Below are 25,563 nucleotides of genomic sequence, written 5' to 3' on the forward strand. Positions count from 1 at the left end.
GTCAAACCCGAGATCCTCCCCCTCCGGGGATGCTGCGCGATCGCTGCGCTCAGGATGACAAACCGCTGCGCTCAGGATAACAAACAAGGCTGTCATCCTGAGGGTTGCTTCACCGCCCGAAGGATCTCGGTTTTGATTCTCGCTTTTTTGGTTTTACCGGATTCCAACCCGAGATCCTTCGCTGCGCTCAGGATGACAACAGTTTCTGTCGTCCTGAGCAACGCGAAGGACCTCGGTTTTGATTCTGCTCTCTCTCAAGGATGCTCCGCGATCTCATTTGTTTGTCATCCCGAACGACCGAAGGGCGGAGGGATCTCGCCTTTGGTTCTCGGGGTTGGTTTTTTGTGGATTTTAAGGGCGAGATCCTTCGCTGCGCTCAGGATGACAAACCGCTGCGCTTAGGATGACAGCTTTTTACTTCTTCCTTCTCATCAGCAGGCCGAGAGGAAGCAGGAGAAGTGCCAGGGCCGGAGCGGCTCCACCCGTCGCATTGCATCCGCCGCCGCCCCACTCCTCGGTCGGGGAGGCGCTTGCCATGGCGGCCTGGAGATTGAGGTATCCTCCCGTGGCGACCTGGCCGGAGAGATGGGAAGTCTTCGTCACGTTCCCGAGGATTCTGCTCCTGATCTTCCATGCCGCTTCCGACGGATACCTGGCCGCCAAAAGGGCTGCCGCACCTGACACATGGGGTGTGGCCATGGAGGTGCCGTTCAGTTCCCTGTATCCTCCGTCGTGGTAGGTGCTCCAGATACCCACTCCGGGAGCCGCCAGGTGAACGTAGCGGGAGCCGTAATTATAGGCCCGGTAGCCGCTTGAATTGATCGCGGTGACGGTGATCATGTTACTTTCATCGAAAGAGGCGGGGTAAGGACGTTCTCCGTCGATGGGGTTGTCTATGTTGTACCCATCGTTTCCGGCGGCGAAAACGAGAAGAATTCCCTGGTCCGCTGCGGCCCTGCAGGCAGTTCGCAGCGTCGTGACGGCGCTGCTGTAGGGCGAAACCCATCCAGCCAGGGAAAGGTTGGCGACACGGATGTTGCGGCCATTTCTCTTTTGCGCTGTTATATAATCCAGACCCTGGGCTACAGAGCCAAAGGTTCCGTCCCCATTCGAGTCAAGTACTTTGACCGCCAGGAGGCTCACTTGCCAGTTGACACCGGTGACACCCCTGCCATTATTGCCCACGGCGCCGATGGTCCCGGCGACATGAGTGCCGTGGCCGTTATCGTCCATGGGGTTGTTGTCATTGTTCCAAAAATCCCAGCCGTAGCGGCCGGAGAGGTCCCTTCCCATATTGGCCGCGAGGTCTTCGTGGTTGTAGTTGATCCCGCTGTCAAGGACGGCCACGTAGACGCTCCTGCTGCCCACGGACCTGTCCCATGCCGCAGGGGCACGGATGGTGTTCAAACCCCATAGACTGTTGTTCGTATAGTATGGATCGTTTGGCGTCCGGGTGGCGTAAACCCGGTAATTGGGCGACGCGGCGAGGACGGCAGGATTTCCCTCCAGGGCCTGCAGCAGTTCCTCCGTGGTCTTTTCCCCGCTTCTCAGAAGAACGATGTCCTTTCCCGTGACCTCGGCTATGGCGGGGGTGGAACTCACCGCCTGCGCCCCGGCGGAAGCCGCCACTTTTGCCGCCGAAGCGGAAAGGGCCTGGCGGAATGCGGCGGCGCTTACAGATTCGGCCGTAACCGGGGCCTTCAGGAGGACGAGGACTTCTCCTTCAGGGTAGTCATTATTTCCTTCCCGAAGCTCCGAGGCGCCCGCCACAGAGGCCAGTCCCAGAAGGACAACCAGGGCGACGATTCTTCCGACTCTCCTCATTATTTCCACCTTCTTTCTTTTGGGGCTCTGAATGCTCTCTAGTGCGAGATTCCAAGGGCGAGATCCTTCCCTTCCGGGGATGCTCCTCCCTCCGCTTCGCTTGGGTGCTGCGCGAGCGCGATCGCATTCGCCCGGGATGATAAGGCGAGACGAGAACAAGCCAAAGCGAGAACAAGCCAAAGCGAGAACAAGCCAAAGCGAGAACAAGCCAAAGCGAGAACAAGCCAAAGCGAGATCCTTCGCTGCGCTCAGGATGACAATCCAAGGGCAAGATCCTTCCCCTCCGGGGATGCTTCGCGATCGCTTCGCTCAGGATGATAAACCGCTTCGCTCGGGATGATAAACAAGACTGTCATCCTGAGGCCGGTTTTTTGGCCGAAGGATCTCGGGGTTGACTCTGAATGAAGTAAACCCGAGATCCTCCCCCTTCGGCGATGGCGCCTGCCTCGGGATGACAACTCTTACCAGCCGCCGCCCCCGCCCCCGCCGCCTCCGCCTCCGGACGAGCCGCCGCCTCCGCTGCCGCTTGACGAACCGGGCGCCTGGGAGGCCGACGCTATGGTGGACGACATGGAGGACGCCAGCGAGGCCACTGCCCCTCCGGTGTAGAAGTTCGCCGCGGAGGGTCCCGAGTACCAGTCGGGCTGGTACTGCTGCTGTCTGAGGATATCCTCGAAGCGGTCCGCCCACGTTTCCGCCGTGTCCAGGGCGAAAGCGTAGGGAAGGAGCTTTTCAAAGACCTCCGGCGTTTCCTCCGGCGGGTTGAACATTTCCAGCCGGTGCCGCTCGGCGGTGCCCATGTACATGGCCAGGCCGTCTGCCTCGTTCAGCACGTCGTTTCCTTTCTCCGTCCTGACCGTCATGAGCTCCCGGAAGACCAGGATCATCAGTCCGGCCGCCAGGGGCGGCACGAGGAGCCATCCGCTCACCTCTGTGAGGGCGGCCAGGAAGAGAAGGGTGATGATCGTCGCGAATATGGCCGGGATGAAGGCCGTGATGATTTTCCGGAGAATGCGTCCCCTGCTCCTGATTCGTTTCCAGGCGAAGATGTAGAGTGCTCCCGCTGCGAGGATTCCGCCCACGGCAAAGACGGAGAGCAGGGCGCCGTCCTCCTGGCCGCCCCAGGCGAGAAGGGCGTAGATCAGGACGGGGATGAGAAACCCCGCCGCCCATATGAGGGTGTTTTTTGAGAAAAGTGACTTTGAGGCGTCCGACCAGGAGGCTTCCAGGGTTTCCTTCGCCTTGCCGAGGATTTCATGGTTGTCCTGGACGAGATGGAGCTCTTTTCTTCCCCGGGCAAAAAGGGCGTTGAAAAGCCGTGATTCCTCCTTCGAGGGAGTTGTCTTCCATCCTTCCCTGGGAAGGGACACAAGGGCGTATCGTTTCCCGGCAAGCTTGGAAGCCAGGGACACCACGCCCCGCAGCAGGCTCTTTTTCCCTATTTCGCCCTGCCGCTCCATGGCCTCCTCGAGGGACATCTCCTCGATTTTGAGGAAGCCCCTGACCGCCAGGTTCAGGATTTCAGCGGTGAAGCAGGAGTTGTCCATGCCCATCCGCCTGACGAAGCGGAGGAAGCCCGGTCCGTTGCCTGCCGTGGGGCTGAAGAGGGGGATCACCGGTTTTCTCGGGGGATCCTTCCCCCAGCGGATCCAGGCGAGGGCGTAGTACAGGAGCAGCAGAAGGGGAACGCTCCAGAAAAATACAGTGCCGAAGCGGTCGAAGAGGGCATAGCGGATGGGCGGTTTCGGCTTTTCCACGATGCCCTTGGGCCAGGTATAGGCCACGGTCAGGCCTTCACCGGGGGCAAGACGCCGGGTGGTCTCCACCGAGTTGTCGGGGAGGATGCGGGCATCCTGTCCACGGGCTCCCTGGGGGCCTGTATAGATATCGACGGACGAAAAGGGGACATTGCCCGGCAGCGAGGCGGAAAAGCGGGCTTTCAGTATGGGGAAGACCCAGTCGTTTCCGGTGACGTTCCAGTAGAGTTCGTCGTGTTCATCGAAAAAACCGAGCTGGCCGGTGGTCACGTAGACGAGAGTGTAAGTCTGCTCGCCGAGGGGGGCATTTCCTTTCGGGTCTCCGAGGTAAACCCGGACGCCGTTGGAGCGGGATTCGGTGCTGTAGGGAACCCGTTTTCCGTTGAGAAGGGCTTCTTCAACGGAAAATCCGACCCGGACGGTTTTGCCGGAACTGTCCGTGTAGGTGGTGGGAAAGTCCCGGAAAATGCCTTTCCGGATACGCACTCCTTCCACGCGGACGGTGATGTCTTCCCGTACTTCGAGGGAAGCGTCCCCGCGGACGGAAGCCGAAGAGGAAAAAAGGAGAATGGCCTCCTCAGCCCCGGAAGGCCGGGGGAGGAGCACCAGGGCCAGCGCGAGAAGCGCCGGCGCAAGTTTGCGGAACAATACCATGGATGCGCCTCCTCCGTCTTCGGTGGAGCCTAGAAAGAGACTTTCGGGGCGGTCTTCTCTTCCTCCGCAGCCTCGAAGTAATCGGCCTTTTCGTAGCCGAACTTCTGGGCGATCAGCACTGCCGGGAAGGTGGCGATGGAGATGTTGTAGTCCCTCGCGGCGCCGTTGTAGTACCGCCTGGACATCTGGATGTCGTTCTCCAGGGAGGCGAGCTGCTCCTGGAGCTGCATGAAATTCGTGTTGGCCTTCAGTTCGGGGTAGTTTTCCGCCACCGCGAAAAGGGTCTTCAGGGCGCCGGAAAGCATGTTCTCCGACTCGACCCGTTCGCCCACGGACTGGGCGTGGCTGATGGCCGACCGTGCCTCGGTGACCTTTTCGAAGACTTCCTTCTCGTGGGAGGCGTAGCCTTTCACGGCCTCCACGAGGTTGGGAACCAGGTCAAAACGCCTCTTGAGCTGGACGTCGATGCCGCTCCACGCTTCGTTCTTGAGGTTCTGCATCCTGATGAGCCTGTTGTAGACAGAGACGGCCCAAAAAACAACGCCAGCGATAAGTGCGAGAAGAACCAGCAACACGATCATGAAAAAACCCCTCCCAGACGGAAAGATGGAATTAAAAAACCTTCCGATCATTCTACACCAAAGGGCAGGCCGACCGGAAGGTATTTTCTTTGTTTTTTTGCCTCATGTCGTGGGGAAAGAAGGGGAGTTCTTGGTGAGGTAATCCTGAGGGCGTTTTCGGATTGTCATCCTGAGGAGCGTAGCGAGGAAGGATCTCGGGATTGACTCTGAATGGAGTAAAAATCGAGATCCTTCCCCTCCGGGGATGCTTCACGATCGGCCATGGAGCCGGCCTCGGATGACAAACAGGGGCGAGATCCTTCGCTGCGCTCAGGATGACAAAGCAAAAGCATGATGGCAAACTGCTGCGTTCAGGATGACAAACAGGGGCGAGATCCTTCGCTGCGCTCAGGATGACAAAGCAAAGAGCATGATGGCAAACTGCTGCGTTCAGGATGACAAACAGGGGCGAGATCCTTCGCTGCGCTCAGGATGACAGAGCCGCTGCGCTCAGGATGACAAAGCAAAAGCATGATGGCAAACTGCTGCGTTCAGGATGACAAACAGGAGCGAGATCCTTCGCTGCGCTCAGGATGACAGAGCCGCTGCGCTCAGGATGACAGAGCCGCTGCGCTCAGGATGACAGGCTATTCGGGACGACAAGGTCCTTTGAAGGTCAGAGATACCTCCGGATTTCGTCCAGAGACTTCCGTTTCTTCGGCGGGAGGTAGTCCTCGTCGGGCGGGTAGCCCAGGGACAGCATGAGGTCGATCTTCGCCTGCCGGGGCAGGGCCAGCTCCCGCTTCACGGCCTTTTCGTCCAGCCAGCCGAACATGCAGGTTCCCAGGCCCAGTTCCGCCGCCTGGAGGGACAGGTGCTCGCAGGCTATGGCCACGTCCATGACGCTGAACTGGATGCCCCGGAAAAAGCCCCCCATGGACGCGGCGTACCCGGACCGTTCGGTGAGGACGGTGATGAGTACCGGGGCATTGGCCGCGAAGGAATTCATGGAGTAGATTCCGCTGAAAGCCGCCTTTGCCAGGGAAGCCACCTTTTCAGGGGTGTTGGCCACCAGGAAGGTCCACGGCTGGGAGTTGCAGGCCGACGGGGCGAGCCTGGCGGCTTCGAGACATTTGTCGATGACCGCCCCGGCCACGTGAAAGGACGAGTATTTCCTGAGGCTGTATCGTTTTCTCACCAGGTCGACGAAATCCATGGTCTGCCCTCCCCTCCTCAGATGGTGGGGGCGTTGTAGACCAGGTAGCCGGCCGCAGCGAGAAGCAGAAGGCCGCTGATCTTTCCGAGCCAGGCTGTGGCTTTTCCGCCGCCGGAGAAGATACGGGAAAAGGCGTCCGTGGCGCTTCCGGCGGCGATGATCACCGTGCAGTGGCCGGCGCCGTAGGCCGCCACGAGCAGCAGCGCCCGGACGATGTCGGTGGCGGCGGTCTGCATGGCGAGGAAGATCACCGGGGCAGAGTAGGCGAAGCTGCACGGCCCGAGGGCCAGGCCGGAAAGGGTCCCGAGGGCGAGGGCACCCCGGTAGCCCGTGTGTTTCGTCGTGGGGCCGGAGCCGCCCCGGAACCACGGCATGTTGATCAGCCCCAGAAGGTGCAGGCCGAAGAGGGCGAAGACGGCAGCCACGATGTAGTTGGTGTACCGGTCGATGCCGCCGAGGAAGACCCCGGCCGACGTGAGGAGCCCCCCGAGGAAGGCGAGATTGACGAAGACGCCGAGGGAGAAAACCACGGAAATGCGGAAGGCCGACCAGAAGGTGGGGTTGTCCGAATCGCTCACGTAGCCCACCACCAGGGGTATGGTGGCGATGCTGCAGGGACTGAGGGTCATGCCCAGTATTCCCCAGGCGTACAGGGCGGCGTATGCCGCCGCCCCGTCGCCGTGGAACACGCCGTAAAGAAAGTCATACACGCCGCCCATGACCCTGTGTCAGTTCCCTGTCTCCATGTCGTAGCCCAGGCCTTCCCAGTGCTTCTCCAGGGCGTCGAGGGGCATGTACCCCACCCGCTTGTCGAGCATCTTTCCCGTCTCGTCGAGGAACACGAGGGTTGGGACGTAGCGCACCTGGTAGAGCCTGGCCACATCGGGGAAGTCCCGGACGTTCACAATCTGCACTTCGAACTTGTCCCCGTGCTTCTCCGAAAACTGGTCCAAAACTTTGGACATCTCAACGCAGGCCGGTCAGCCCGGAGACATGAGCTCCACGAGCTTGGGCCGGGCGGTTTCGGCCGCGTATCCGGAGTAGGGAAGCAGGAGAACTACAGCGAGAGCGGCAAAGATAAGAAAGAGCCGGTTAATGGTCATTTTTTCATCCCCCCTGGGTGTATTTCGGTATATGAAATTGCAGCATTATTGTAGCCGTTGACCGAGGGGCCGGTCAACGCGAAAAGGGCGGATTTTCCCTTTCCGGGAAATTTTCGGTAGAATGGCGGAGCGGAAGGGGAGTGAACTGAGTGGAAAAAGAAAACGATCGGGAAAATGCCTTTTTTGAAGATCTCGTCGCTGTCCGCCGGAGGCTTCACGCCTGTCCGGAGCTGGATTTCGACCTGAAGGAAACCGTGGGGATCGTTGGGGAAAGCCTCGATTCCCTGGGTATTCCATGGCGGTTCGTCGCCGGAAGCGGCATTGCCGCCCTCCTGGAGGGAACGGAGCCCGGGCGGACGGTGCTGCTGCGGGCGGACATGGACGCCCTTCCCGTGGAGGAGGAATGGGAAGTTCCCTGGCGGTCGAGGTATCCCGGGAGAATGCACGCCTGCGGCCATGACGTCCACACCGCCTGCCTTCTCGGGGCGGCCCGCCTGCTGGCGGACAGGAAGAACGATTTTTCCGGGAACGTCCTTTTCGTCTTCCAGCCTGCCGAGGAGACCTCCGGGGGAGCCCTTCCCATGATCCGGGACGGCCTGCTTGAGGGGCCGGCGCCCGACGGGGCCTTCGCCCTTCACTGCGATCCCTCCCGCCCGGCGGGAACGGTGGGGGTTCACCGTGGGGCCTTCAGGGCGGCATCGGACATGTTCGACTGCGTGGTCAGGGGAAGGGGAACCCACGGAGCGGAGCCCCACAGGGGCGACGACGTGATCGCCGCGGCCTGCAGGGTGGTGACCGCCCTCCACGAGCTGGTGGGGCGGACGGTGTCACCGGCGGAGCCGGCGGTTCTGTCCATCGGTTCCTTCCACGGGGGAAGCGCCAGGAACGTGCTGCCGGAGCGGGTAGAGTTCTCCGGGATCCTCCGCACGCTGAAACAGGAGACGAGGGTCGCCCTGAAGGCGAAGATCCGGCGGACGGTGATGAACATCCCCGATATCCTCGGTGCCGTGGGCGAAGTGTCGTTCACCGAAGGATATCCCGCCCTCTTGAACGACCCTGAGCTGGCCGACCTGGTCCTCCGGGCCGCCGAAGGGGTTCTCGGGAAGGAGAACGTTGCGGTCCTCACGGAGCCGAGCATGGGGGTGGATGATTTTTCCTTCTTTCTGCAGCGGATGCCCGGGTGCTACTTTATGCTTGGAACCGGCACGGGGAAGGGGGAGGACGCCCCTCTCCACAGCCCCCGGTTCCGCCCGGACGAACGGTGTCTTCCCGCCGGGGCGGAGGTGCTGGCCGCCGCGGCGCTTTCCTTCCTCGCGGGGGATTACCAGAAATAGTCGAAGAGCTGCCCCATGGGGAAGCCCGAGATCACCGACCGACCGAATCGGGAGTACAGGTTCCGCTTTCCGTCGGCCAGCGCCTGCGGGGCGAGCCCGAGACGGATGGAGTGGGATGCCTCGATGTAGGCCGCCAGTTTGTCGCAGGCCTCGATGATCCGCCCGTCGAGAGGGTTGAGTTCGTCCCTGTTCTGTTCTTCCCTGATGTCGCCGTCGAGGAGGGCCGGAACGTCCACTCCCTTCGGGCAGATCTTGTTGCGGAACTCGTTCTCGGTGAAGTACCGGATCTCCTGCCGCCACCCTTCGGGGAGGAGGGGGAGGATCCGCTCCTCCATGGCCTGCTTTTCGTAGGCCTTGATGAGGTCGTCGAGCCCCTCCACGGAGTTTTTCACCGGGGAGACGATGTCCCGGGTCAGCACCTCGGGAAGGTCGTGGAGCAGTCCGCCGAAGAAGTTGTTGTATTTCCTCCTGGGGCAGGCGCCGGTCTCCATGGAGATGAAATAGGCGAGGACGGCCACGAAGAGCAGGTGTCCAAGGACCGATGTCTGGGGGATCCGGGGAGTCTGGGCCCACCGCTTCTGGAAGCCCAGCTGTCCCACCAGGGAGACGAAGCCCCAGAGACCCATGTCCCTGTCGGGCAGTTCCCGGGCGGCGAGCATTTCGTCCACCGCCCGCAGGTCCCGGTGCTCGTTGATCTGTCTTGAAATCTCGCCCCTGGTCTGCTCGATGCCGAACATGGACTTGGTGCTGCTCCAGTGGTAGATGAAGTCGAACTCCCACTTGGTGGCCAGGTAGTGGGCCGCCCGGAGGCTTTTGCGCTCCAGGGAGAGGTCCCCGTCGTGGAGAAGATACGCCCGGAAGCGGGCGGCGAAGTCCGGGGACAGACCCTCGAGATCGGGGGCGAGCCTGTCGGCCACCCAGGAGTTGAGCTTTTCCCTCTGCCCGGGGTCCTGCATGAGCTTGTGGAAGACGGGAGGTTTGATGTCCGTCAGGACCACCCTGTGAAGGAACTCGAAGATCCCCCCCTCGATGAGGGCCGTCCAGTCGATGTCCCGGCCCCGTTCCTCTCCCTCGTACCGGGCGATGACCCACGCCATGATCATCTTGTGGGCCTGCTTTCCCAGCTCGGTGAAGGTGGCTGGGTGGGGGTGGTCGTTCCAGCGCTCCATGCTGGCGGCGGAGAACACGAGTTCAATCAGGGAACGGGTTATCACGGGAATTGCCCTCCTTTTCCCGGCGGAAACGGCCGGAATATCCGTTTTTTTTATTATACAGCTCGCCGGGCGACCGGAGGAAAGAGGGGGCGGGGTTCGGTGATTGTGTATGCAGTATCCTTCTTGACAGCGAGGCTTCCCGTGGCCTATAATCCTTCCGTATGCAGAAGGGGATGCACCAGGGAAAGCCTGTCAAGATCAATGCAAAAGGCAACTTTTTCCCGGCCTCTCTGCGTAAATATATCGAAGGAGATGACAGAATGAAAGGAAACTCCCGCACCAAGGCAACGCTTCTGGCAGTATCCGCAGCAGTTCTTCTGTGCCTTTTTGCCGTTCCCGCCCTGGCGAAGGATACTCTTGTCGTGGCCAACATTTACGACGCCCGCACCCTGGACCCCATCGTCCAGAATGAGGTGGCCACCTCCGGAATGTGCCTTCACATCTACGACACCCTTCTTGCCCTCGACCAGGAGAACAACCTCGTCCCCATGCTCGCCGAGAAATGGGAGCAGATTGACGACGTGACCTACAAGTTCACTCTCCGCAAGGGCGTGAAATTCCACAACGGCGAGCCGTTCTCGGCGAAAGACGTCAAGTACACCGTCGAACGCGCCCAGACTCCCGTCGGAAGCGCCATCCGCCAGTATTCCGAAGTTGTCGACAAGGTGGAGATCGTGGATGACTACACCGTCATCTTCAGGCTGAAGGCTCCTTTCACCCCCTTCCTCATGTCCCTGAGCCACACCTGGGGAAGCATCGTGAACCAGAAGGCCGTCGAGGCCGGCGGTGAGTCCTACGGCATGAATCCCGTGGGCACGGGCCCCTTCAAGTTCAAGAGCTGGAACAAGGGCGACCGGATCGTCCTCGAGAGAAATGATGACTACTGGGGCAAGAAGCCTGCCTACAAGGAGCTCGTGATGCGGGCCGTGGCCGAGAGCATCAACCGGACCATCGAGCTCGAGAGCGGCGCCGTGGATATCGCCTACCGCGTGCCCGTGACCGATGTCCGTCGCGTCGAGGAGAACGAAAAGCTGACCCTGTACCGTCACCTGGAGAACTCGACGACCTACATGGGATTCAACTGCGCCAAGGCTCCCTGGGACAACCCGAAGGTCCGCCAGGCCGTCCGCCTCGCCCTCGACAACGTGGGAATGCAGAAGGCCGTCTTCCGCGGCACCGGCAGGGCTCCCAACGCCCCCGTGGCCCCGAGCGTGAAGTACTCCCACAAGGACATTCCCTACGTGAAGCGTGACGTCGAGGCCGCCAAGAAACTTCTTGCCGAGGCCGGCGTGCAGCTTCCCCTGAAGGCCGAGATCTGGACCAACGACTACAAGCCCCGCCGCGACCTCGCGACGATCATCCAGGCCCAGCTCAAGGAAGTGGGAATCGAGCTCGAGCACAAGGTCCTCGAGTGGGGTGCCTATCTTGACGGTCTCCAGAAGAAGACCCACGACATGTACATCCTCGGCTGGGTCGCTTCCGTTCCCGACGCGGAGTTCGCCATTTCCGGCGTGCTGAGATCCACCGGCGGCTCCAACTACTCCTTCTTCGCCGATGCGGAAGTGGACGCGCTCCTCGAGAAGGGCAAGAGCCTTCCTGACGGCGAAGAGCGCGCAGCGGTGTACAAGAAGGTCCAGGAGCGGATTCACGAACTTGCCCCGTGGGTGTACATGTACAACGAGGAGACCTTCCACGGTTCCCAGAAGAACGTGAAGGGATTCGTTCCCAGCCCCAGGGGATACCACCTGCTGACGAACGTAACCTTCGAATAGGAGGAGACCGTCGGAGAACCGCTTCTGCCGGGGCTCCCTGGCTGCACGTCCGGCTGAAGTACTGAAAGCGGTCATGTTGCAGGAGCATGGAGAATTCTATGCTCCTGCTTTATTTTCCAACGGAAGGATGAACAGCGTATGTTCAAATATATAGCCAGAAGGATCCTCTTTCTTCTCCCTGTGCTCGTGGGGGTCTCGTTCATCGTTTTCTCCCTCCTCTATATCACTCCCGGCGATCCCGCCCGGATGGTCCTCGGAGACCAGGCAACGGAGGAGGCCGTCCAGGAATTCCGCAACAAGGAAGGGCTGAACGATCCTTTCCTGGTCCAGTACGGTCGGTATGTCTACAAGGCGCTCCAGGGTGATATCGGCCGTTCGTACATGACACGGCGCCCGGTATCCGATGAAATTCTCTCCGCCTTTCCGTCCACCATCAAGCTCGCGGCCTTGTCCATGGTGATCGCGATTCTTCTCGGCATTCCCTTCGGCATTATTTCGGCGATCCGCCAATATTCCCTGTTTGATTCAGTGACCATGATTTTTGCGATGGTGGGGCTTTCCATGCCGGTGTTCTGGCTCGGAATCCTGCTGATCCTGTTTTTTTCGGTCCAGCTTCGCTGGCTTCCTTCATCGGGGTTCGACTCTCTCGCAGCCATGATTCTTCCCTCGATTACCCTCGCCGCCCAGTCGGTGGCGATCGTGACGCGGATGACCCGTTCGAGCATGCTTGAAGTCGTGCGGCAGGACTACATCCGGACGGCCCGGGCCAAGGGGCAGAAGGAATCGGTGGTCATCTGGAGGCATGCCCTGGGGAACGCCCTCATCCCAGTGGTTACGGTGGTGGGACTTCAGTTCGGCCATCTTCTCGGCGGCGCCGTGCTTACGGAGTCCATTTTCTCCATTCCCGGGGTGGGACGGCTTATGGTGGAGGCCATCAAGATGCGGGACTACCCCCTGGTCCAGGGCGGCGTTCTGTACATAGCCATAGCCTTCAGCCTGGTTAATCTGCTGGTGGACCTTGTCTATGCCTGGGTCGATCCCCGGATCAAGGCGCAGTACAAATGAGAGTGCCCCATACCGTCAGGAGGAACAGCCATGAATGAACAAACAGAAAAGAACATCGGGCAAAGCCAGCACGGCCTGAGAGAGATTTTCAAGCGCCTCAGCCGCGCGCCCCTGGCCATGATCGGCCTTGCCATAGTTGTCGTTCTTGTCTTTACAGCCGTCTTCGCCGACTATATCGCACCCTTCGGATACGCCGACCAGGATCTCATGGCGGCCTTCGAGGAACCTTCAAAAGCCCATCTCTTCGGCACCGACGAGTTCGGCCGGGATATCTTCAGCCGCATCATCTACGGATCCCGGATTTCCCTCCAGGTGGGCTTCATCGCGGTGGGAATCGCTGTTTTTGCCGGCGGCTTCCTCGGCGCCATTGCCGGGTATTACGGCGGGAAGGCCGACAACCTGATCATGAGGGCCATGGACGTCCTTCTTTCCATTCCCTCCATCCTTCTCGCCATCGCCATCGCCGCTTCCCTCGGTCCCGGTCTCTTCAACCTCATGATCGCCGTGGGCATATCCTCCACGCCGAACTATGCCCGAATCGTCCGGGGATCGGTGCTGTCCATCCGGAACCAGGAGTTCGTCGAAGCCGCGAAGGCTGTGGGATCATCGGACCTTCGGATCATCCTGAAGCACATCATCCCCAACTGCCTGGCTCCCATCATCGTCCAGGCGACCCTCGGGGTGGCCATCGCGATCCTGACCGCCGCCGGCCTGTCCTTCATCGGCCTCGGCATCCAGCCTCCCATCCCGGAATGGGGCGCCATGCTGTCCGGCGGGCGGGAGTACATCCGGGATTACGCCTACATGACCGTGTTTCCCGGCCTGGCCATCATGATCACCATTCTCGCGCTCAATTTCCTTGGGGACGGCCTCCGCGACGCCCTCGACCCCAAGCTGAAGCGATAGGAGACCACACACAATGGAAGACAAAAAATTGCTGCTCGACATACAGGACCTCTCGATCCACTACGTAGTGGAAAGCGGCACCGTCCACGCGGTGGAGCACCTCAATCTTTCCCTCGCTCCCGGAGAGAACCTCGGCTTCGTCGGGGAGACCGGAGCGGGCAAAACCACCACGGCCCTTGGGATCATGGGGCTCGTGCCGAACCCTCCGGGGAAGGTCGTCAGCGGGAAGATCCTCTTTGAAGGAGAAGACCTGCTGAAGAAGCCGGAGGAACAGATGCGCTCCATCCGGGGAGGCAAGATCGCCATGATCTTCCAGGACCCCATGACCTCCCTGAATCCCGTCATCACCGTGGACAAGCAGATCGCGGAGATGGTGCTCCTCCACAACGACGTGACGGAGCAGCAGGCCCTTGAGCGGGCCGAGGAGATGCTCGAGCTCGTGGGCATCAAGAGGGAGCGGGCGAGGGACTACCCCCACCAGTTCAGCGGAGGCATGAAGCAGCGGGTGGTCATCGCCATCGCCCTTGCGTGCAACCCGACCCTGCTCATCGCCGACGAACCCACCACGGCCCTCGACGTCACCATCCAGGCCCAGGTGCTGGAGCTGATGCACGAACTCCGGAGGAAGATCAACACGTCCCTCATCATGATCACCCATGACCTGGGCATCGTCGCCGAAATGTGCGACAAGGTGGCCATCATGTATGCCGGAAAGGTGGTGGAATACGCCCCCACGGAGGCACTGTTCAATCACCCCGGCCATCCCTACACCGAGGGGCTGTTCAATTCCATTCCCGACCTTGATTCCGACGAAGAGGAGCTGAAGGTCATCCAGGGCCTGATGCCGGATCCCACGAATCTTCCGTCGGGATGCACGTTCCACCCCCGCTGCCCCTACGCGGTGGAAGCCTGTTCGAAGGACGTCCCTCCCATGGTGGAGATCGAGCCCGGACATTTCGTGGCGTGCCCCGTGCGGGGAAAGCCCTACCTTCACCTCGGGAAATAGGGGGGAGCAGAATGGAACAGACACATCCGATGGTTGAAGTCACCAACCTGAAAAAATACTTCAAGACCAAGCGGGGAATGCTCCACGCCGTTGACGACGTTTCCTTCACCATCCGCAAGGGGGAGACCCTCGGCCTCGTGGGCGAGTCGGGATGCGGGAAGTCCACCCTCGGACGGGTGATGATCCGCCTGCTGGAAGCGACCGGCGGGGAGGCAAAGTTCTGGGGTGAGGATATCCTCAGGTATTCAGCGGGAAAGATGAAGGATATGCGGAGGAAGGTCCAGATTGTTTTCCAGGACCCCTATTCCAGCCTGAACCCGCGGCTGTCGGTGTCCGAGCTCATCGCGGAACCCCTGCTCGTGAACAGGGTGTACTCCTCGGCAGCCGAGCGGAACAGGAAGATCGCCGAGCTGATGGATACCGTGGGCCTCGCCAGGCGGCTCATGAACGCATACCCCCACGAACTTGACGGCGGAAGGCGCCAGAGGATCGGCATCGCCAGGTCCCTCGCCCTGTCGCCGGAATTCATCGTCCTGGACGAGCCGGTATCCGCCCTGGACGTGTGCATCCAGGCCCAGATCCTGAACCTTCTGAACAGTCTCCAGAAGCAGTTCGGCTACACCTACGTCTTCATCTCCCACAACCTGAGCGTGGTGAAGCACGTGTCGGACCGCATCGCGGTCATGTACCTGGGAAAGATCGTGGAACTTTCGGACTACAAGAGCCTGTTCGTGGAGCCCCTGCATCCCTACACCCAGGCCCTTCTGTCGGCGATTCCCCTGCCGAAGTTCGGAAAAAAGCGGGACCGCATCATCCTGGAAGGGGACGTTCCCAGCCCCATCGAGCCTCCCGAGGGATGCCGGTTCCAGGGACGGTGCCCCTACAGGCAGGACGTCTGCAAAGAGAAGACCCCGGAGCTGAGGGAACTCGAGCCCGGCCGGTTCGTGGCCTGCCATTTCGCGAGAACCCTCGTGCCGGCCTCGGGAAAATAAGACAAGGGAACAGAACGGGAGAAAATGATGAAGATCGATATGGAGTACGTGCTCCGGCTGCTCAGGGAACTGATGGACATCCCATCGGTGGCCGGGGACTGCCGGAAAATTCTGGACAGGACCGAAAGGGAGTTTCTCTCCTTCGGCCTTCCGGTCAAGAGAACCCGCAAGGGGGCCCTTCTCGCGACCATGAAGGGGCGGAACGACGAGGAAGTCCGTCTCGTCTCCGCCCACGTTGATACCCTCGGGGCGGTGGTCCGGGAGATCAAGCCCAACGGACGGCTTCGCCTCCTCCAGATCGGGGGCTTCGCCTGGACCTCCTTCGAGACCGAGAATCTTGTCGTCCGGACCGCCTCGGGCCGGGATGTCCGGGGAAGCCTTCTTCCGGAGAAGGCCTCCATCCACGCCTTTTCCGATACGGTCCGGGAGACCCTGCGGACCGACGAGAACATGGAGGTCCGCCTGGACGAGCCCGTTTCCTCCCCGGAGGACGTCCGGGCCCTCGGGATCGAGGTGGGAGATTTTGTCTTCTTCGACCCCCGGTACGAAGTTTCGGAATCGGGTTTCGTGAAGTCACGCTTCCTCGACGACAAGGCCTGCGTCGCCTTCCTGTTCGGGGCGATAAAGGCCGTGAAGGATTCCGGAATTCCTCCGGCCCATACGACCGTGTTCTACCTGACCAACTACGAGGAGCACGGTCACGGTATCTCCTGTCTGCCGGAGAATACGACGGAGCACCTCGCCCTTGACGTGGGGATCGTGGCCCCTCCGGCAAATTCCAGGGAGGACGCCGTGACCATCGTGGCCCGGGACAGCCGGACCCCCTACGACTTCGCCTTCAGGAAGTTCCTGTCCGACCTCGCCGCGGAGAACAACATCCCCTTCAGGGTGGACACTCACTTCCGGTATGGCTCCGACGCCAGCCTCGCGGCCGTGGCGGGCTTCGACGCCAATTTCGCCTGCTTCGGGCCCGGCGTGGACGCGTCCCATTCCTACGAACGCACCACCATCAGGGCGGTGGAGGCCTCCGGTGAACTTCTCGCCGCCTATCTCGTCACCGACAGGAAATAAGGAGTGAACACATGATGCCATCAGTTCTCGACCGTTTTTTGAAGTACATTCAGATCCCCACCCAGGCCGCCCACGGCAAAGATTCGGTTCCCAGCACCCCGGGGCAGATGACCCTTGCCGTAGAGCTTGGAAAGGAACTGCGGGCCCTGGGCCTTTCTGACGTGACCGTGGACGGGCACGCCTACGTCACGGCCACCCTCCCCGCCAACACGGACAAAAAGATCCCCGTCATCGCCTTCAACGCCCACCTGGACACGGCCCTGGAGGTCACGGACGACACGGTCCGTCCCCGGCTGGTGGAAAACTACGACGGAGGCGACATCGTCCTCAACGAAAAGGAGCGGGTGGTGCTCTCTCCTTCCACCTTCCCCGACCTGCTGAAGTACAGGGGCGAGACCCTGGTGGTCACCGACGGCACCACCCTCCTCGGCGCCGACGACAAGGCGGGAATCGCCGAGATCATGGCGGCCCTGGAATACATGACGAACCATCCGGAGTTCGTCCACGGCTGCGTGAAGGTGGTCTTCTCCCCGGACGAGGAGATCGGCCACGGGGCGAGCCTTCTGGATCTGGAGAAATTCGGCGCCGATTTCGCCTACACCGTGGACGGCGGGGAAGCGGGGGAGATCAGCTACGAGACCTTCAACGCCGCCAGGGCGAAGGTGACGGTCCACGGACGGAGCGTCCACCCGGGCAAGTCCAAGAACAAGATGGTGAACTCCATCCTCCTGGGCATGGAGCTGGCCTCCATGTTCCCCGCGGACGAGACTCCGGCGACAACCGAGGCGTACGAGGGGTTCTTCCACCTCCTGGGCTTTTCGGGGAACGTGGAGACCACCACCATGGACTACATTATCCGGGACCACTCGCCGGAGAAGTTCCAGCAGAGAAAAAAGGCCATGGAGGACGCCGTGACGGCTTTGAACGGCCGGTACGGCCAGGGCACGGCGGATCTGGATATGGCCGACCAGTACTACAACATGCTGGAGAAGGTCAAGCCGGTGATGCATATCGTGGACACCGCTATGGATGCCATGAGGCAGTTGGACATCGAGCCGAAGGTCATCCCGGTCAGGGGGGGCACCGACGGCTCCCAGCTCAGCTACCGGGGGCTTCCGGCCCCGAACCTTTTCTCCGGCGGGCACAACGCCCACGGAAAGCACGAATTCATCGCCGTCTCCTCCATGGAGAAGGCGGTGAAGCTGATACTGAAGATCGTGGAGCTCTACGCGGGGAAATAGGAGGGGTTGGAGTTCCGGGTAATTTTGTCATCCCGAGGCCGGTTTTTTGGCCGATCGCGCAGCATCCCCGGAGGGGGAGGATCTCGGATTTAGTGATTTCCGGAATCAAGAGCAGATCCTTCGCTCCGCTCAGGATGACAAGCAAATGCGCTCATTCGGGACAGGGGTAGCCTGTCATCCTGAGGCCGGGTTCATGGCCGAAGGATCTCGGCTTTGACTCACTGAAAATCAAAATCGAGATCCCTCCCCCCCTCCGGGGATGCTCCGCGATCCCTTCGGTCGTTCGGGATGACAAGCAAAAGCACTCCTTCGGGACAGGGGTAGTCTGTCATCCCGAGGCCTGCTCTCTGACCGATCTCATCCCCGGAGGGGGAGGATCTCGGATTTAGTGATTTCCGGAATCAAGAGCAGATCCTTCGCTCCGCTCAGGATGACAAGCAAATGCGCTCCTCAGGATGACAAGCAAAAGCACTCCTTCGGGACAGGGGTAGCCTGTCATCCTGAGGCCGGGTTCATGGCCGAAGGATCTCGGCTTTGAGTCACTGAAAATCAAAATCGAGATCCCTCCCCCCCTCCGGGGATGCTCCGCGATCCCTTCGGTCGTTCGGGATGACAGGCAAAAGCACTCCTTCGGGACAGGGGTAGCCTGTCATCCTGAGGCCGGGTTCATGGCCGAAGGATCTCGGCTTTGAGTCACTGAAAATCAAAAACGAGATCCCTCCCCCCCTCCGGGGATGCTCCGCGATCCCTTCGGTCGTTCGGGATGACAGGCATTGGCCTCCTGAAAACCAAATGCGAGATCCTTCGTGCCCTCCGGGGATGCTACGCGATCGCTTCGCTTCTCAGGATGACAGCTCCTGGTTTTGCTTTCTATTTCGACTGCCGCACCACCAGGGCAGCGAAGTACCCCGCGCCGAGGCCGTTGTCGATGTTCATCACCGACACTCCCGAAGCGCAGGAGTTCAGCATGGTGAGCAGGGGCGCAATGCCTCCGAGGTTCGCGCCGTAGCCGGTGCTCGTGGGTACGGCCACCACGGGACAGGACACCAGCCCCCCGACGACGCTGGGAAGGGCTCCCTCCATGCCCGCCACGGCCACGATGGCCCTGGACCGCTGCAGAACGTCCACATGGGCGAGGAGCCTGTGCAGCCCCGCCACCCCCACGTCGTACAGCCGTTCCACCGTGCACCCCATGTATTCGGCGGTGACCGCCGCCTCCTCCGCCACGGGAACGTCGCTGCTGCCCGCCGTGATGACCGTGAGCCCCTCGCAGGCAGGATAGTCCTTCCTCTTCGCCCCGATGATCCGGGCTTTTTCGTGGAATACGGCGTCCTGCAGGTGGCTCCGGACGATGCCGTACTGGTGGGCAGTAGCCCTCGAAAAGAGGATGTTGTCCTCCGTTCCGGCGAGGGCCGAGGCGATCGATTCGATCTGGGAATCGCTCTTTCCGGGGCAGTAGACGATCTCCCCGAAGCCTTTCCGGAGGGCCCTGTGGGTGTCGAATTTCACCTCCCCGAGGTCCCGGAAGGGCATTGCCCGTATCTGCCGAACCAGCTCGTTTTCGTCGAGATCTCCGTCCTTCACCCGGCGGATGAGGGAAAGAAGACTGTGTTCATCCATTGACCGCTCCGTCCTTTCGTCCCTGTTGGGCTCTCTGATGCTCCATCTCCGGCAAGATATGGTAGCATATATTACCGCACCCTTGGGATTGTCCCCCGAAAAAGGGGGGGAAGTACCCCGGGACACGGCACGAAAGGCGGTGCGCTCGAGCATGGCGATGATTCAGGTTGTGAGTTTCGATTCCGGGCTGGATCCTCACGAGGTCCTGGCCTGGCGTTACAGGGACCCGGAGAATCCCGGGAAGGGCGATGAACTGGGCACATGGACCCAGCTCGTGGTGGACGAGTCCCAGGAGGCTGTCCTCTACAGAAACGGACAGGCCCTGGATCTCTTCGGCCCGGGCAGGTATACCCTGTCCACGGCCAACATGCCCCTTCTCTCGAAGGTGGTGAACCTTCCCTTCGGAGGAGAATCTCCCTTCAAGGCATGGGTCTGGTTCGTCAACAGGGTTCACTCCCTCGACGTGAAGTGGGGCACTGTCTCACCCATCCAGCTCCAGGACCCGAAGTACGGTGTCCTGCTGCCCGTGCGTTCCTACGGCCAGTTCGGCATCCGCATCGGGGATTCCCGGAAGTTCCTGGTCAAGCTCGTCGGGGCCGCATCCCGGCTCGACCGGGAGACGCTGTTGAAGCATTTCCGCGGACTGCTTCTCACCCGGATCCATGACCTCATTTCCACCTACCTGATCCACAAGAAAATTTCCGTGGTGGAAGTCAACGCGTGGCTCGACGAGATCTCCGGCGAGATGAGGGACAGGGTGGCACCCCTGTTCCGGGAGTACGGCGTGGAGGTGCTCAACTTCTTCGTGAACTCCATCAATGTTCCGGAGGAGGACCCCGCCGTGGCGGAGCTCAAGAAGACCCTCACCGAGCGGGCAAAGATGGAGGTGCTGGGCTACAGCTACCAGCAGATGCGCTCCTTCGACGCCCTTGAGAAGGCGGCCTCCAACGAAGGGGGAGGAAGTCTCATCAACGCCGGGCTCGGGCTCGGAGTGGGCGTGGGCGGCGCCTTCGGCAGGCTGGCGGAGCAGATGGGGCAGAATCTTACCCCGGCGGCGCCTTCCTCCCGGACCTGCGGAAAGTGCGGCACGTCTGTATCGGAGGGGGCCAGGTTCTGTTCCGGATGCGGCGCCCCGATGCCCGGCAGGACCGTCTGCCCCGGGTGCGGCGCCGCCCTTTCCGGGGGGATGAAGTTCTGCCCGGAATGCGGCATGGCCCTGTCGTCCCGATGCCCCTCCTGCGGAAAGGCGGCCTCACCCGGAGCGAGATTCTGCCCGGAGTGCGGGGCGGGGCTTGGTGTGAAAAACAGCCCTGAAGATAGATAAATGGAAGGTGATGTCATGAACAGGGTATTCACGAAAGGGTTCATTCTGCTGGCCGTTCTCCTGGTGGTTCTGGCGGGGCTTTCCGCGGTGATGCTCCTTCTCACGCCGGAGGAGGCCAGGACAGGGAATTTCTGGATTTCCTTCTGGACGATCATCTTTGCGGTGGTCCTCGCCTTCCTCTATATGCTCTTCCACGTCTTCGCCGGGCGGGAGGGAACGGCTCCCCTGCCTCTCCTCCTGGGATTGTCCGTGACCTTCGCGCTGTACTGCGCCTTCGTCCTGGGAAATGTGGCCGTATCCCACTATCTTCTCGGCCTGTCCCGGAACGCCTACCTGGCCACCCACATCCTCGGGTTCCTGGTCCTGGCGGGAGGCGGGGGAGCGCTCACCATCCTTTCCCTCAGTACGAAGGAGGCTGACACGGCAGTCTCCGTCAAGAGAAGCAGGCTTTTCGTCCTCACCACCCGCATCGGTTCCGTGGCGGAGGAACTGAACCTCTGCCCGTACCGGGAGATGGCGTCCGGCATCATCGTCGGACTGAAGGACCTGAAGGAGGCCATCCGTTTCAGCGACCCCATGAGCGCGGGAGGGGAAGACGGGGAGGAGAAGGTGGTCCTTGCCGTGGGAGCGCTCGAGGACAAGTGCCGGCGTTTTATGTCCCTTCCGTCCGGCGGGGAGAGGGAAAAGGCGGTGCAGGAGATAGAAAACCTTATCGAAAGGGCGTTTGCTGCCCTCAAGGCCAGAAACGAGGAAGTCCTTCACGGAAAGTAGGCAATATTTTCCCCCTTTTTCCGTTTTTTTGGAGCCCTGTCCGCATTTTTTCGCACGGAGGGCTCTTTTTGCTTTACAATAACGGATGTCACCCGCAGGTGATATGTGCGGTTCATGCCGCACTCGGAGAATAAACCGAAGGGGGAGAATTCTATGGAAAGACTTGAAAAGATAATCCTGGACAATCTGCGCCTCGAACCGGAGAAGTCCTGTCTCTGGTGGGAGGGAAAGTGGTGGACCAACGGAGACCTGCTTCGGCTGGTGGAACAGTCGGTGAAGGTTCTCGAGGAAGGGAAATTCAGGGCCGGCTATCGGCTTGCGGTGCTCCTGCCGAATTCGCCCCTCGTGCTGGCCCTCTCTCTTGCTGCGTGGAGACTGGGGGGAGCGATTTCCCCGCTGAACGCGAAATCGGGCCTTCCGTCGCTCATGGGAACCCTGCAGCTGGTGGAACCCTGCGCCGTGGTCGTCGCGCCCGGCCTTGACGAACTGAAGACGGCCCTCGAAGAGCAGGACGTGCCCGTGGTGGTGGCGGAATCCCTTTCAGACGCTCTGCCGCCCCTTACCGTGAAGGAAACCTCACTGGAGGACGATTCCCTGGCGGTGATCTTCGCCACGTCGGGAACCACCGGAATGCCCAAGGCCGTTCCCCTCACCCACGGCAACCTGCTGGACAACTCCATGAGGATGTACGAAGCCCTTGAGCTCCTCGAGGAAGGGGATACCCTCCTCAACGTGCTGCCGAACTTCCATTCCTTCGGCTACACCGTGGGCGGCCTCATGCCCCTGGTGAAAAAACTCCGGCAGACCCTCCTCGCCTCGTTCCTCCCCCCGGTAGAATCCATGAAAGCCATCCACGCGTCGGGGACCAATGTCATCCTGGCGGTTCCCGCCATGCTCCACTTCATGATCGTCGCCGTGAGCAAGGGCGCCCCGAAACCAGCGGGCCTGAAGATGGCCGTCACCGGGGGAGACCGGCTGAACGTGCAGCTTGACGGCAAGGCCGAGGAGGTCCTCGGGGCAGCGGTCATCGAAGGATACGGCCTCACCGAGTGTTCGCCCGTGGTGGCGGTGAACCGGAACTACAAGGACCGTCGTCTCGGCACCGTGGGACCCATAGTGAGGGGGTACGAGTGGAAGCTCCTCAACGACAAGAACGAGGATGTGACCTCCTCGGGCGAAGGGGTGCTCTGGGTGAAGGGGCCTTCCGTCACCTCCGGCTACTTCAGGGATCCCGTCATGACGGCGGACCGTTTCACGGACGGCTGGTTCAACACCGGGGACTACGTCAGGATGGAAGACGGGTATGTCCGGATTCTCGACCGGGTGACGGATATCATCATCGTCGGCGGTTTCAACGTCTACCCCCAGGAGGTAGAGGCCATCCTCCACACCCACCCGGCGGTTTCCCAGGCCGTGGTCGTAGGCATTCCCCACCCTGTGAACGGCGAAGTGCCCAAGGCCTTCATCCGGCTCCACGAGGGGGCCCATGCCACGCCGAGGGAGATTATCGACTTCTGCAAGAAGCACCTCGCCCATTTCAAGGTTCCGAGGAGCGTGGAATTCATGGAGGCCTTCCCCCTGTCGAGCACGGGGAAGGTGCTCCGGAGACTGCTGCGGCAGAAATAAGCCCGGAATGGAAACATGAAACATGGGCGGGGGGCTGTTCCCCCGCCCATGTTTATTTTCCGAACCAGAATTCCGTGCGGGTGCAGAACTTCACGAGCATGAGCATCACCGGCACCTCGATGAGCACGCCCACCACCGTTGCAAGGGCGGCGCCTGAAGAAAGGCCGAACAGCATGGCGGCAGTGGCGATGGCCACCTCGAAATGATTCGAGGCGCCGATCATGGCGGAAGGAGCGGCGTCCTGGTAGGAGAGACCCAGTTTCTTCGACATCCAGTACCCCAGCCCGAAGATCAGCACTGTCTGGAGGAAGAGGGGGACGGCGATCCAGAGGATCGTCAGCGGATTGGCGACGATGACCTCCCCTTTGAAGGAGAAGAGCAGCACGAGGGTGATGAGAAGGGCCATGATGGTGACCGGCGTCAGGAAGTGGAGAAACTTCTCCCGGAACCAGGTCTCTCCTTTTGCCGTGAGGATCATCTTTCTGGAAATATAGCCCGCCGCCAGGGGCAGGGCCACGTAGACCGCGATGGAGAGGGCGAGGGCCTGCCACGGTACCGGAATGCGTCCCACGCCGAGAAGGAACCCTCCCAGGGGGCCGTAGAGAAAGAGCATGGTGAGGGAATTGATGGCCACCATCACGAGGGTGTGTCCGTCGTTTCCCCGTGCGAGGTACCCCCATACCAGCACCATGGCGGTGCAGGGGGCTATGCCCAGGAGAATGCACCCTGCGAGGTAACTCCGCCACAGGGGGACGGAGAGCATCCGGACGCCGTTTTCAAGGACCACTGTGCCGAGGCCGTACGTCGCCCCCGGCTCGAGGTCGAGGCCGAAGGGAAGCCGCACCAGGTCCACGGCGTCGGGACCGATGAAGTGAAGGAAGACCTTACCGAGGAAGAATACGGCGATGGCGTACATGGTGAAGGGCTTCACCGCCCAGTTGATGAAGAGGGTCAGCCCGACCGGCCTGGTGCTCTTTCCCGCCTTCACCACCTCGGCGAAATCGATCTTCACCATGATGGGGTACATCATGAAGAAGAGGCATATGGCGATGGGAATCGAGATCACCGGCGCCCCTCCCACGGAAAGGGCCATGCCGTCGAGGGTCTTCGCGAAGTCCGGGGCTGCCCTGCCGAGCCCGACCCCTGCGAGGATGCTCAATATGACCCAGACGGTGAGATATTTTTCAAAGAAACCGAGTCCTTTTGCTTCTTTTGTGATGCAGGCCTTGCCCTCCATTTTCTAGTTCTCCTCCCGGGGAATCGTTTTTTTCATGACGGTGCTGCCCTGGGGGCACACCCTGTCCAGCGCGGAGCTCTGCATCAGAGGAGCGGGGATATCCTCCCTCCGGGCAGCGGTGAATCCGGCACGACCGAAGAACCGCTCCGCAGTTTCGGTAAGAAGATACACCGTCCTGACTCCCTGCTCCCGGCCCCGGTCTATGATGGCATAGGTCATCCGCTCGCCGAAGCCCTTCTTCCTGTCCTTTAGCCGCACCGCGAGGGAACGGAGCAGCCCCGCGTCCCCCTGGATCTCCATGCCCGCGACCGCGGCAATGCCGTTTTGCTCCAGGACGAGGAAGTTCTCCGGCGATGCCGCCACGCCGAGGGGTGAGAGCCCGTTCTCCTCCAGGAGGGCCGCAATGGCGGGAACATCTTCAGGGACCGCAGTCCGGATGAAAAGATCCCTGCCTTCGATAGGTTCCACAGACGGCTTTTTCGCGAAGATCAGGGCGCTGGCCAGGGCGCCGCCGATTTCCCTCCGTTCTTCTTCGTCCAGGTCCGGAAAGGCGAATGCCGCCAGGGCGTCGGGAATGTCGAACACCTTTGTCCGGCGGATCTCCACCTCTTCGAAGCCCGCTTCCTTCAGAAGGCCGGCGTACTCCGTCTCCTGCAGCGCCCCGGAGATGCAGCCCGACCAGGCGGCGAGATTTTTTACGGCCCGGTCCGTCACCGGGCGGACAAACACAGTATCGGAGACGCAGAACCGGCCGCCCGGGCGGAGCACCCGGAAGGCTTCCTTCAGCACCTTTTCCTTGTCGGGTGAAAGATTGATGACGCAGTTGGAGATGATCACGTCCACGGTGCCGCTCTCGAGGGGCATGTCCTCTATGTACCCCTTCACGAGGGTTACGTTGTCCAGCCCGTTGAGGTTTTTCGCCGCTGTCTCGAGCATCTCGTCGGTCATGTCCAGCCCGATGACTTTTCCGAAGGGTCCCGTGGCCTCCGAAGCCAGGAACAGGTCGAGTCCCGCGCCGCTTCCGAGGTCGAGGACGGTCTCCCCGGGATGTATCCGTGCTTCGGTCAGGGGGTTGCCGCAGCCAAAGGACTGCCCGGCCATGCCCTCCGGGGTTTTACCGAGTGTGGCGCCGTCGTAGTTGCCTTTCGTCATGTTCAGAATATCGGTTCGCCCCGCCGCCCCGCAGCACCCTCCCGAACCGCAGCAGCTGGAAGTGCTTTTGATCGCCCTGGCGTACCGTTCTTTCACGTAGTCCCTGATGTCGTCCATA

At 61.1% G+C, this 25,563-nt stretch carries 22 protein-coding genes; 11 read left to right on the forward strand and 11 right to left on the reverse strand.

The genetic code is table 11. The features are described from left to right. Positions 1 to 414 precede the first annotated feature (414 nt). The 7 genes from C8D99_RS10705 to C8D99_RS15680 form a co-directional block, all read right to left on the reverse strand. Positions 415 to 1,824 carry a S8 family peptidase gene (locus C8D99_RS10705; RefSeq protein WP_133958236.1) on the reverse strand — a complete coding sequence of 470 codons (1,410 nt, stop codon included), beginning with the start codon at positions 1,822 to 1,824 and terminating at the stop codon, positions 415 to 417. Between the two features lie 461 nt (positions 1,825 to 2,285). Then, positions 2,286 to 4,235, reverse strand: a complete 1,950-nt coding sequence (locus C8D99_RS10710) for a DUF2207 domain-containing protein (protein WP_133958142.1) — start codon at positions 4,233 to 4,235, stop codon at positions 2,286 to 2,288. Positions 4,236 to 4,264: 29 nt separating this feature from the next. Then, entirely contained in the window at positions 4,265 to 4,816 is a 552-nt protein-coding gene (locus C8D99_RS10715; protein WP_133958143.1) for a LemA family protein, read from the reverse strand. Between the two features lie 655 nt (positions 4,817 to 5,471). Continuing rightward, complete coding sequence (locus tag C8D99_RS10720; RefSeq protein ID WP_133958144.1) at positions 5,472 to 6,011, reverse strand: nitroreductase family protein; 540 nt, start codon at positions 6,009 to 6,011, stop codon at positions 5,472 to 5,474. A gap of 17 nt (positions 6,012 to 6,028) precedes the next feature. Then, entirely contained in the window at positions 6,029 to 6,730 is a 702-nt protein-coding gene (locus C8D99_RS10725) for a cytochrome c biogenesis CcdA family protein (RefSeq protein ID WP_133958145.1), read from the reverse strand. Between the two features lie 9 nt (positions 6,731 to 6,739). Then, positions 6,740 to 6,976 carry a thioredoxin family protein gene (locus tag C8D99_RS10730; protein ID WP_133958146.1) on the reverse strand — a complete coding sequence of 79 codons (237 nt, stop codon included), beginning with the start codon at positions 6,974 to 6,976 and terminating at the stop codon, positions 6,740 to 6,742. A 15-nt stretch (positions 6,977 to 6,991) separates the two neighbouring features. Next, positions 6,992 to 7,114: a hypothetical protein gene (locus tag C8D99_RS15680; protein ID WP_274542677.1), complete on the reverse strand. Its 123-nt coding sequence runs from the start codon at positions 7,112 to 7,114 to the stop codon at positions 6,992 to 6,994. A 149-nt stretch (positions 7,115 to 7,263) separates the two neighbouring features. Here C8D99_RS15680 and C8D99_RS10735 point away from each other — a divergent pair, with 149 nt between their 5' ends. Beyond that, a complete protein-coding gene (locus C8D99_RS10735; protein WP_133958147.1) occupies positions 7,264 to 8,448 on the forward strand; it encodes a M20 metallopeptidase family protein in 1,185 nt (394 codons plus the stop codon). Here C8D99_RS10735 and C8D99_RS10740 read toward each other — a convergent pair. Continuing rightward, complete coding sequence (locus C8D99_RS10740) at positions 8,436 to 9,662, reverse strand: HD domain-containing protein (RefSeq protein ID WP_133958148.1); 1,227 nt, start codon at positions 9,660 to 9,662, stop codon at positions 8,436 to 8,438. The two genes, C8D99_RS10735 and C8D99_RS10740, sit on opposite strands and share 13 nt — an antisense overlap. Positions 9,663 to 9,922: 260 nt before the next feature. On the opposite strand from C8D99_RS10740, the gene C8D99_RS10745 reads away from it, so the two are divergent. The 7 genes from C8D99_RS10745 to pepT all read left to right on the forward strand — a co-directional run bounded on the left by C8D99_RS10745 (position 9,923) and on the right by pepT (position 17,715). Further along, positions 9,923 to 11,434 (forward strand): ABC transporter substrate-binding protein, encoded by a 1,512-nt coding sequence (locus C8D99_RS10745; protein WP_133958149.1) that lies wholly within the window; start codon positions 9,923 to 9,925, stop codon positions 11,432 to 11,434. A gap of 138 nt (positions 11,435 to 11,572) precedes the next feature. Beyond that, positions 11,573 to 12,499 carry a nickel ABC transporter permease gene (gene nikB, locus C8D99_RS10750; RefSeq protein ID WP_133958150.1) on the forward strand — a complete coding sequence of 309 codons (927 nt, stop codon included), beginning with the start codon at positions 11,573 to 11,575 and terminating at the stop codon, positions 12,497 to 12,499. Between the two features lie 30 nt (positions 12,500 to 12,529). Further along, complete coding sequence (locus tag C8D99_RS10755) at positions 12,530 to 13,405, forward strand: ABC transporter permease (RefSeq protein WP_133958151.1); 876 nt, start codon at positions 12,530 to 12,532, stop codon at positions 13,403 to 13,405. Positions 13,406 to 13,418: 13 nt separating this feature from the next. Continuing rightward, positions 13,419 to 14,411: an ABC transporter ATP-binding protein gene (locus tag C8D99_RS10760; RefSeq protein WP_133958152.1), complete on the forward strand. Its 993-nt coding sequence runs from the start codon at positions 13,419 to 13,421 to the stop codon at positions 14,409 to 14,411. An 11-nt stretch (positions 14,412 to 14,422) separates the two neighbouring features. Next, the gene (locus tag C8D99_RS10765; protein WP_133958153.1) at positions 14,423 to 15,403 is read left to right on the forward strand and encodes an ABC transporter ATP-binding protein; all 981 of its coding nucleotides are present in this window, start codon (positions 14,423 to 14,425) and stop codon (positions 15,401 to 15,403) included. Between the two features lie 24 nt (positions 15,404 to 15,427). Beyond that, positions 15,428 to 16,474, forward strand: a complete 1,047-nt coding sequence (locus C8D99_RS10770) for a M42 family metallopeptidase (RefSeq protein ID WP_243833900.1) — start codon at positions 15,428 to 15,430, stop codon at positions 16,472 to 16,474. 11 nt (positions 16,475 to 16,485) lie between these two features. Further along, positions 16,486 to 17,715 (forward strand): peptidase T, encoded by a 1,230-nt coding sequence (gene pepT, locus C8D99_RS10775; RefSeq protein WP_208321157.1) that lies wholly within the window; start codon positions 16,486 to 16,488, stop codon positions 17,713 to 17,715. Positions 17,716 to 18,585: 870 nt separating this feature from the next. Here pepT and larB read toward each other — a convergent pair. Beyond that, a complete protein-coding gene (gene larB / locus C8D99_RS10780; RefSeq protein WP_133958154.1) occupies positions 18,586 to 19,335 on the reverse strand; it encodes a nickel pincer cofactor biosynthesis protein LarB in 750 nt (249 codons plus the stop codon). 151 nt (positions 19,336 to 19,486) lie between these two features. Here larB and C8D99_RS10785 point away from each other — a divergent pair, with 151 nt between their 5' ends. The 3 genes from C8D99_RS10785 to C8D99_RS10795 all read left to right on the forward strand — a co-directional run bounded on the left by C8D99_RS10785 (position 19,487) and on the right by C8D99_RS10795 (position 23,056). Continuing rightward, the gene (locus C8D99_RS10785) at positions 19,487 to 20,659 is read left to right on the forward strand and encodes an SPFH domain-containing protein (RefSeq protein ID WP_133958155.1); all 1,173 of its coding nucleotides are present in this window, start codon (positions 19,487 to 19,489) and stop codon (positions 20,657 to 20,659) included. Between the two features lie 15 nt (positions 20,660 to 20,674). Next, a complete protein-coding gene (locus tag C8D99_RS10790) occupies positions 20,675 to 21,430 on the forward strand; it encodes a hypothetical protein (RefSeq protein WP_133958156.1) in 756 nt (251 codons plus the stop codon). A 153-nt stretch (positions 21,431 to 21,583) separates the two neighbouring features. Further along, on the forward strand, positions 21,584 to 23,056 hold the full coding sequence (locus tag C8D99_RS10795) for an AMP-binding protein (protein ID WP_133958157.1): 1,473 nt from the start codon (positions 21,584 to 21,586) through the stop codon (positions 23,054 to 23,056). Positions 23,057 to 23,108: 52 nt separating this feature from the next. On the opposite strand, the gene arsB is transcribed toward C8D99_RS10795, so the two are convergent. Further along, positions 23,109 to 24,293 carry an ACR3 family arsenite efflux transporter gene (arsB, locus tag C8D99_RS10800; protein ID WP_133958158.1) on the reverse strand — a complete coding sequence of 395 codons (1,185 nt, stop codon included), beginning with the start codon at positions 24,291 to 24,293 and terminating at the stop codon, positions 23,109 to 23,111. Between the two features lie 3 nt (positions 24,294 to 24,296). Continuing rightward, a complete protein-coding gene (gene arsM / locus C8D99_RS10805; protein WP_133958159.1) occupies positions 24,297 to 25,562 on the reverse strand; it encodes an arsenite methyltransferase in 1,266 nt (421 codons plus the stop codon). Position 25,563 lies beyond the last annotated feature (1 nt).

The sequence above is a fragment of the Aminivibrio pyruvatiphilus genome (assembly GCF_004366815.1).
GTDB lineage: Bacteria > Synergistota > Synergistia > Synergistales > Aminobacteriaceae > Aminivibrio > Aminivibrio pyruvatiphilus.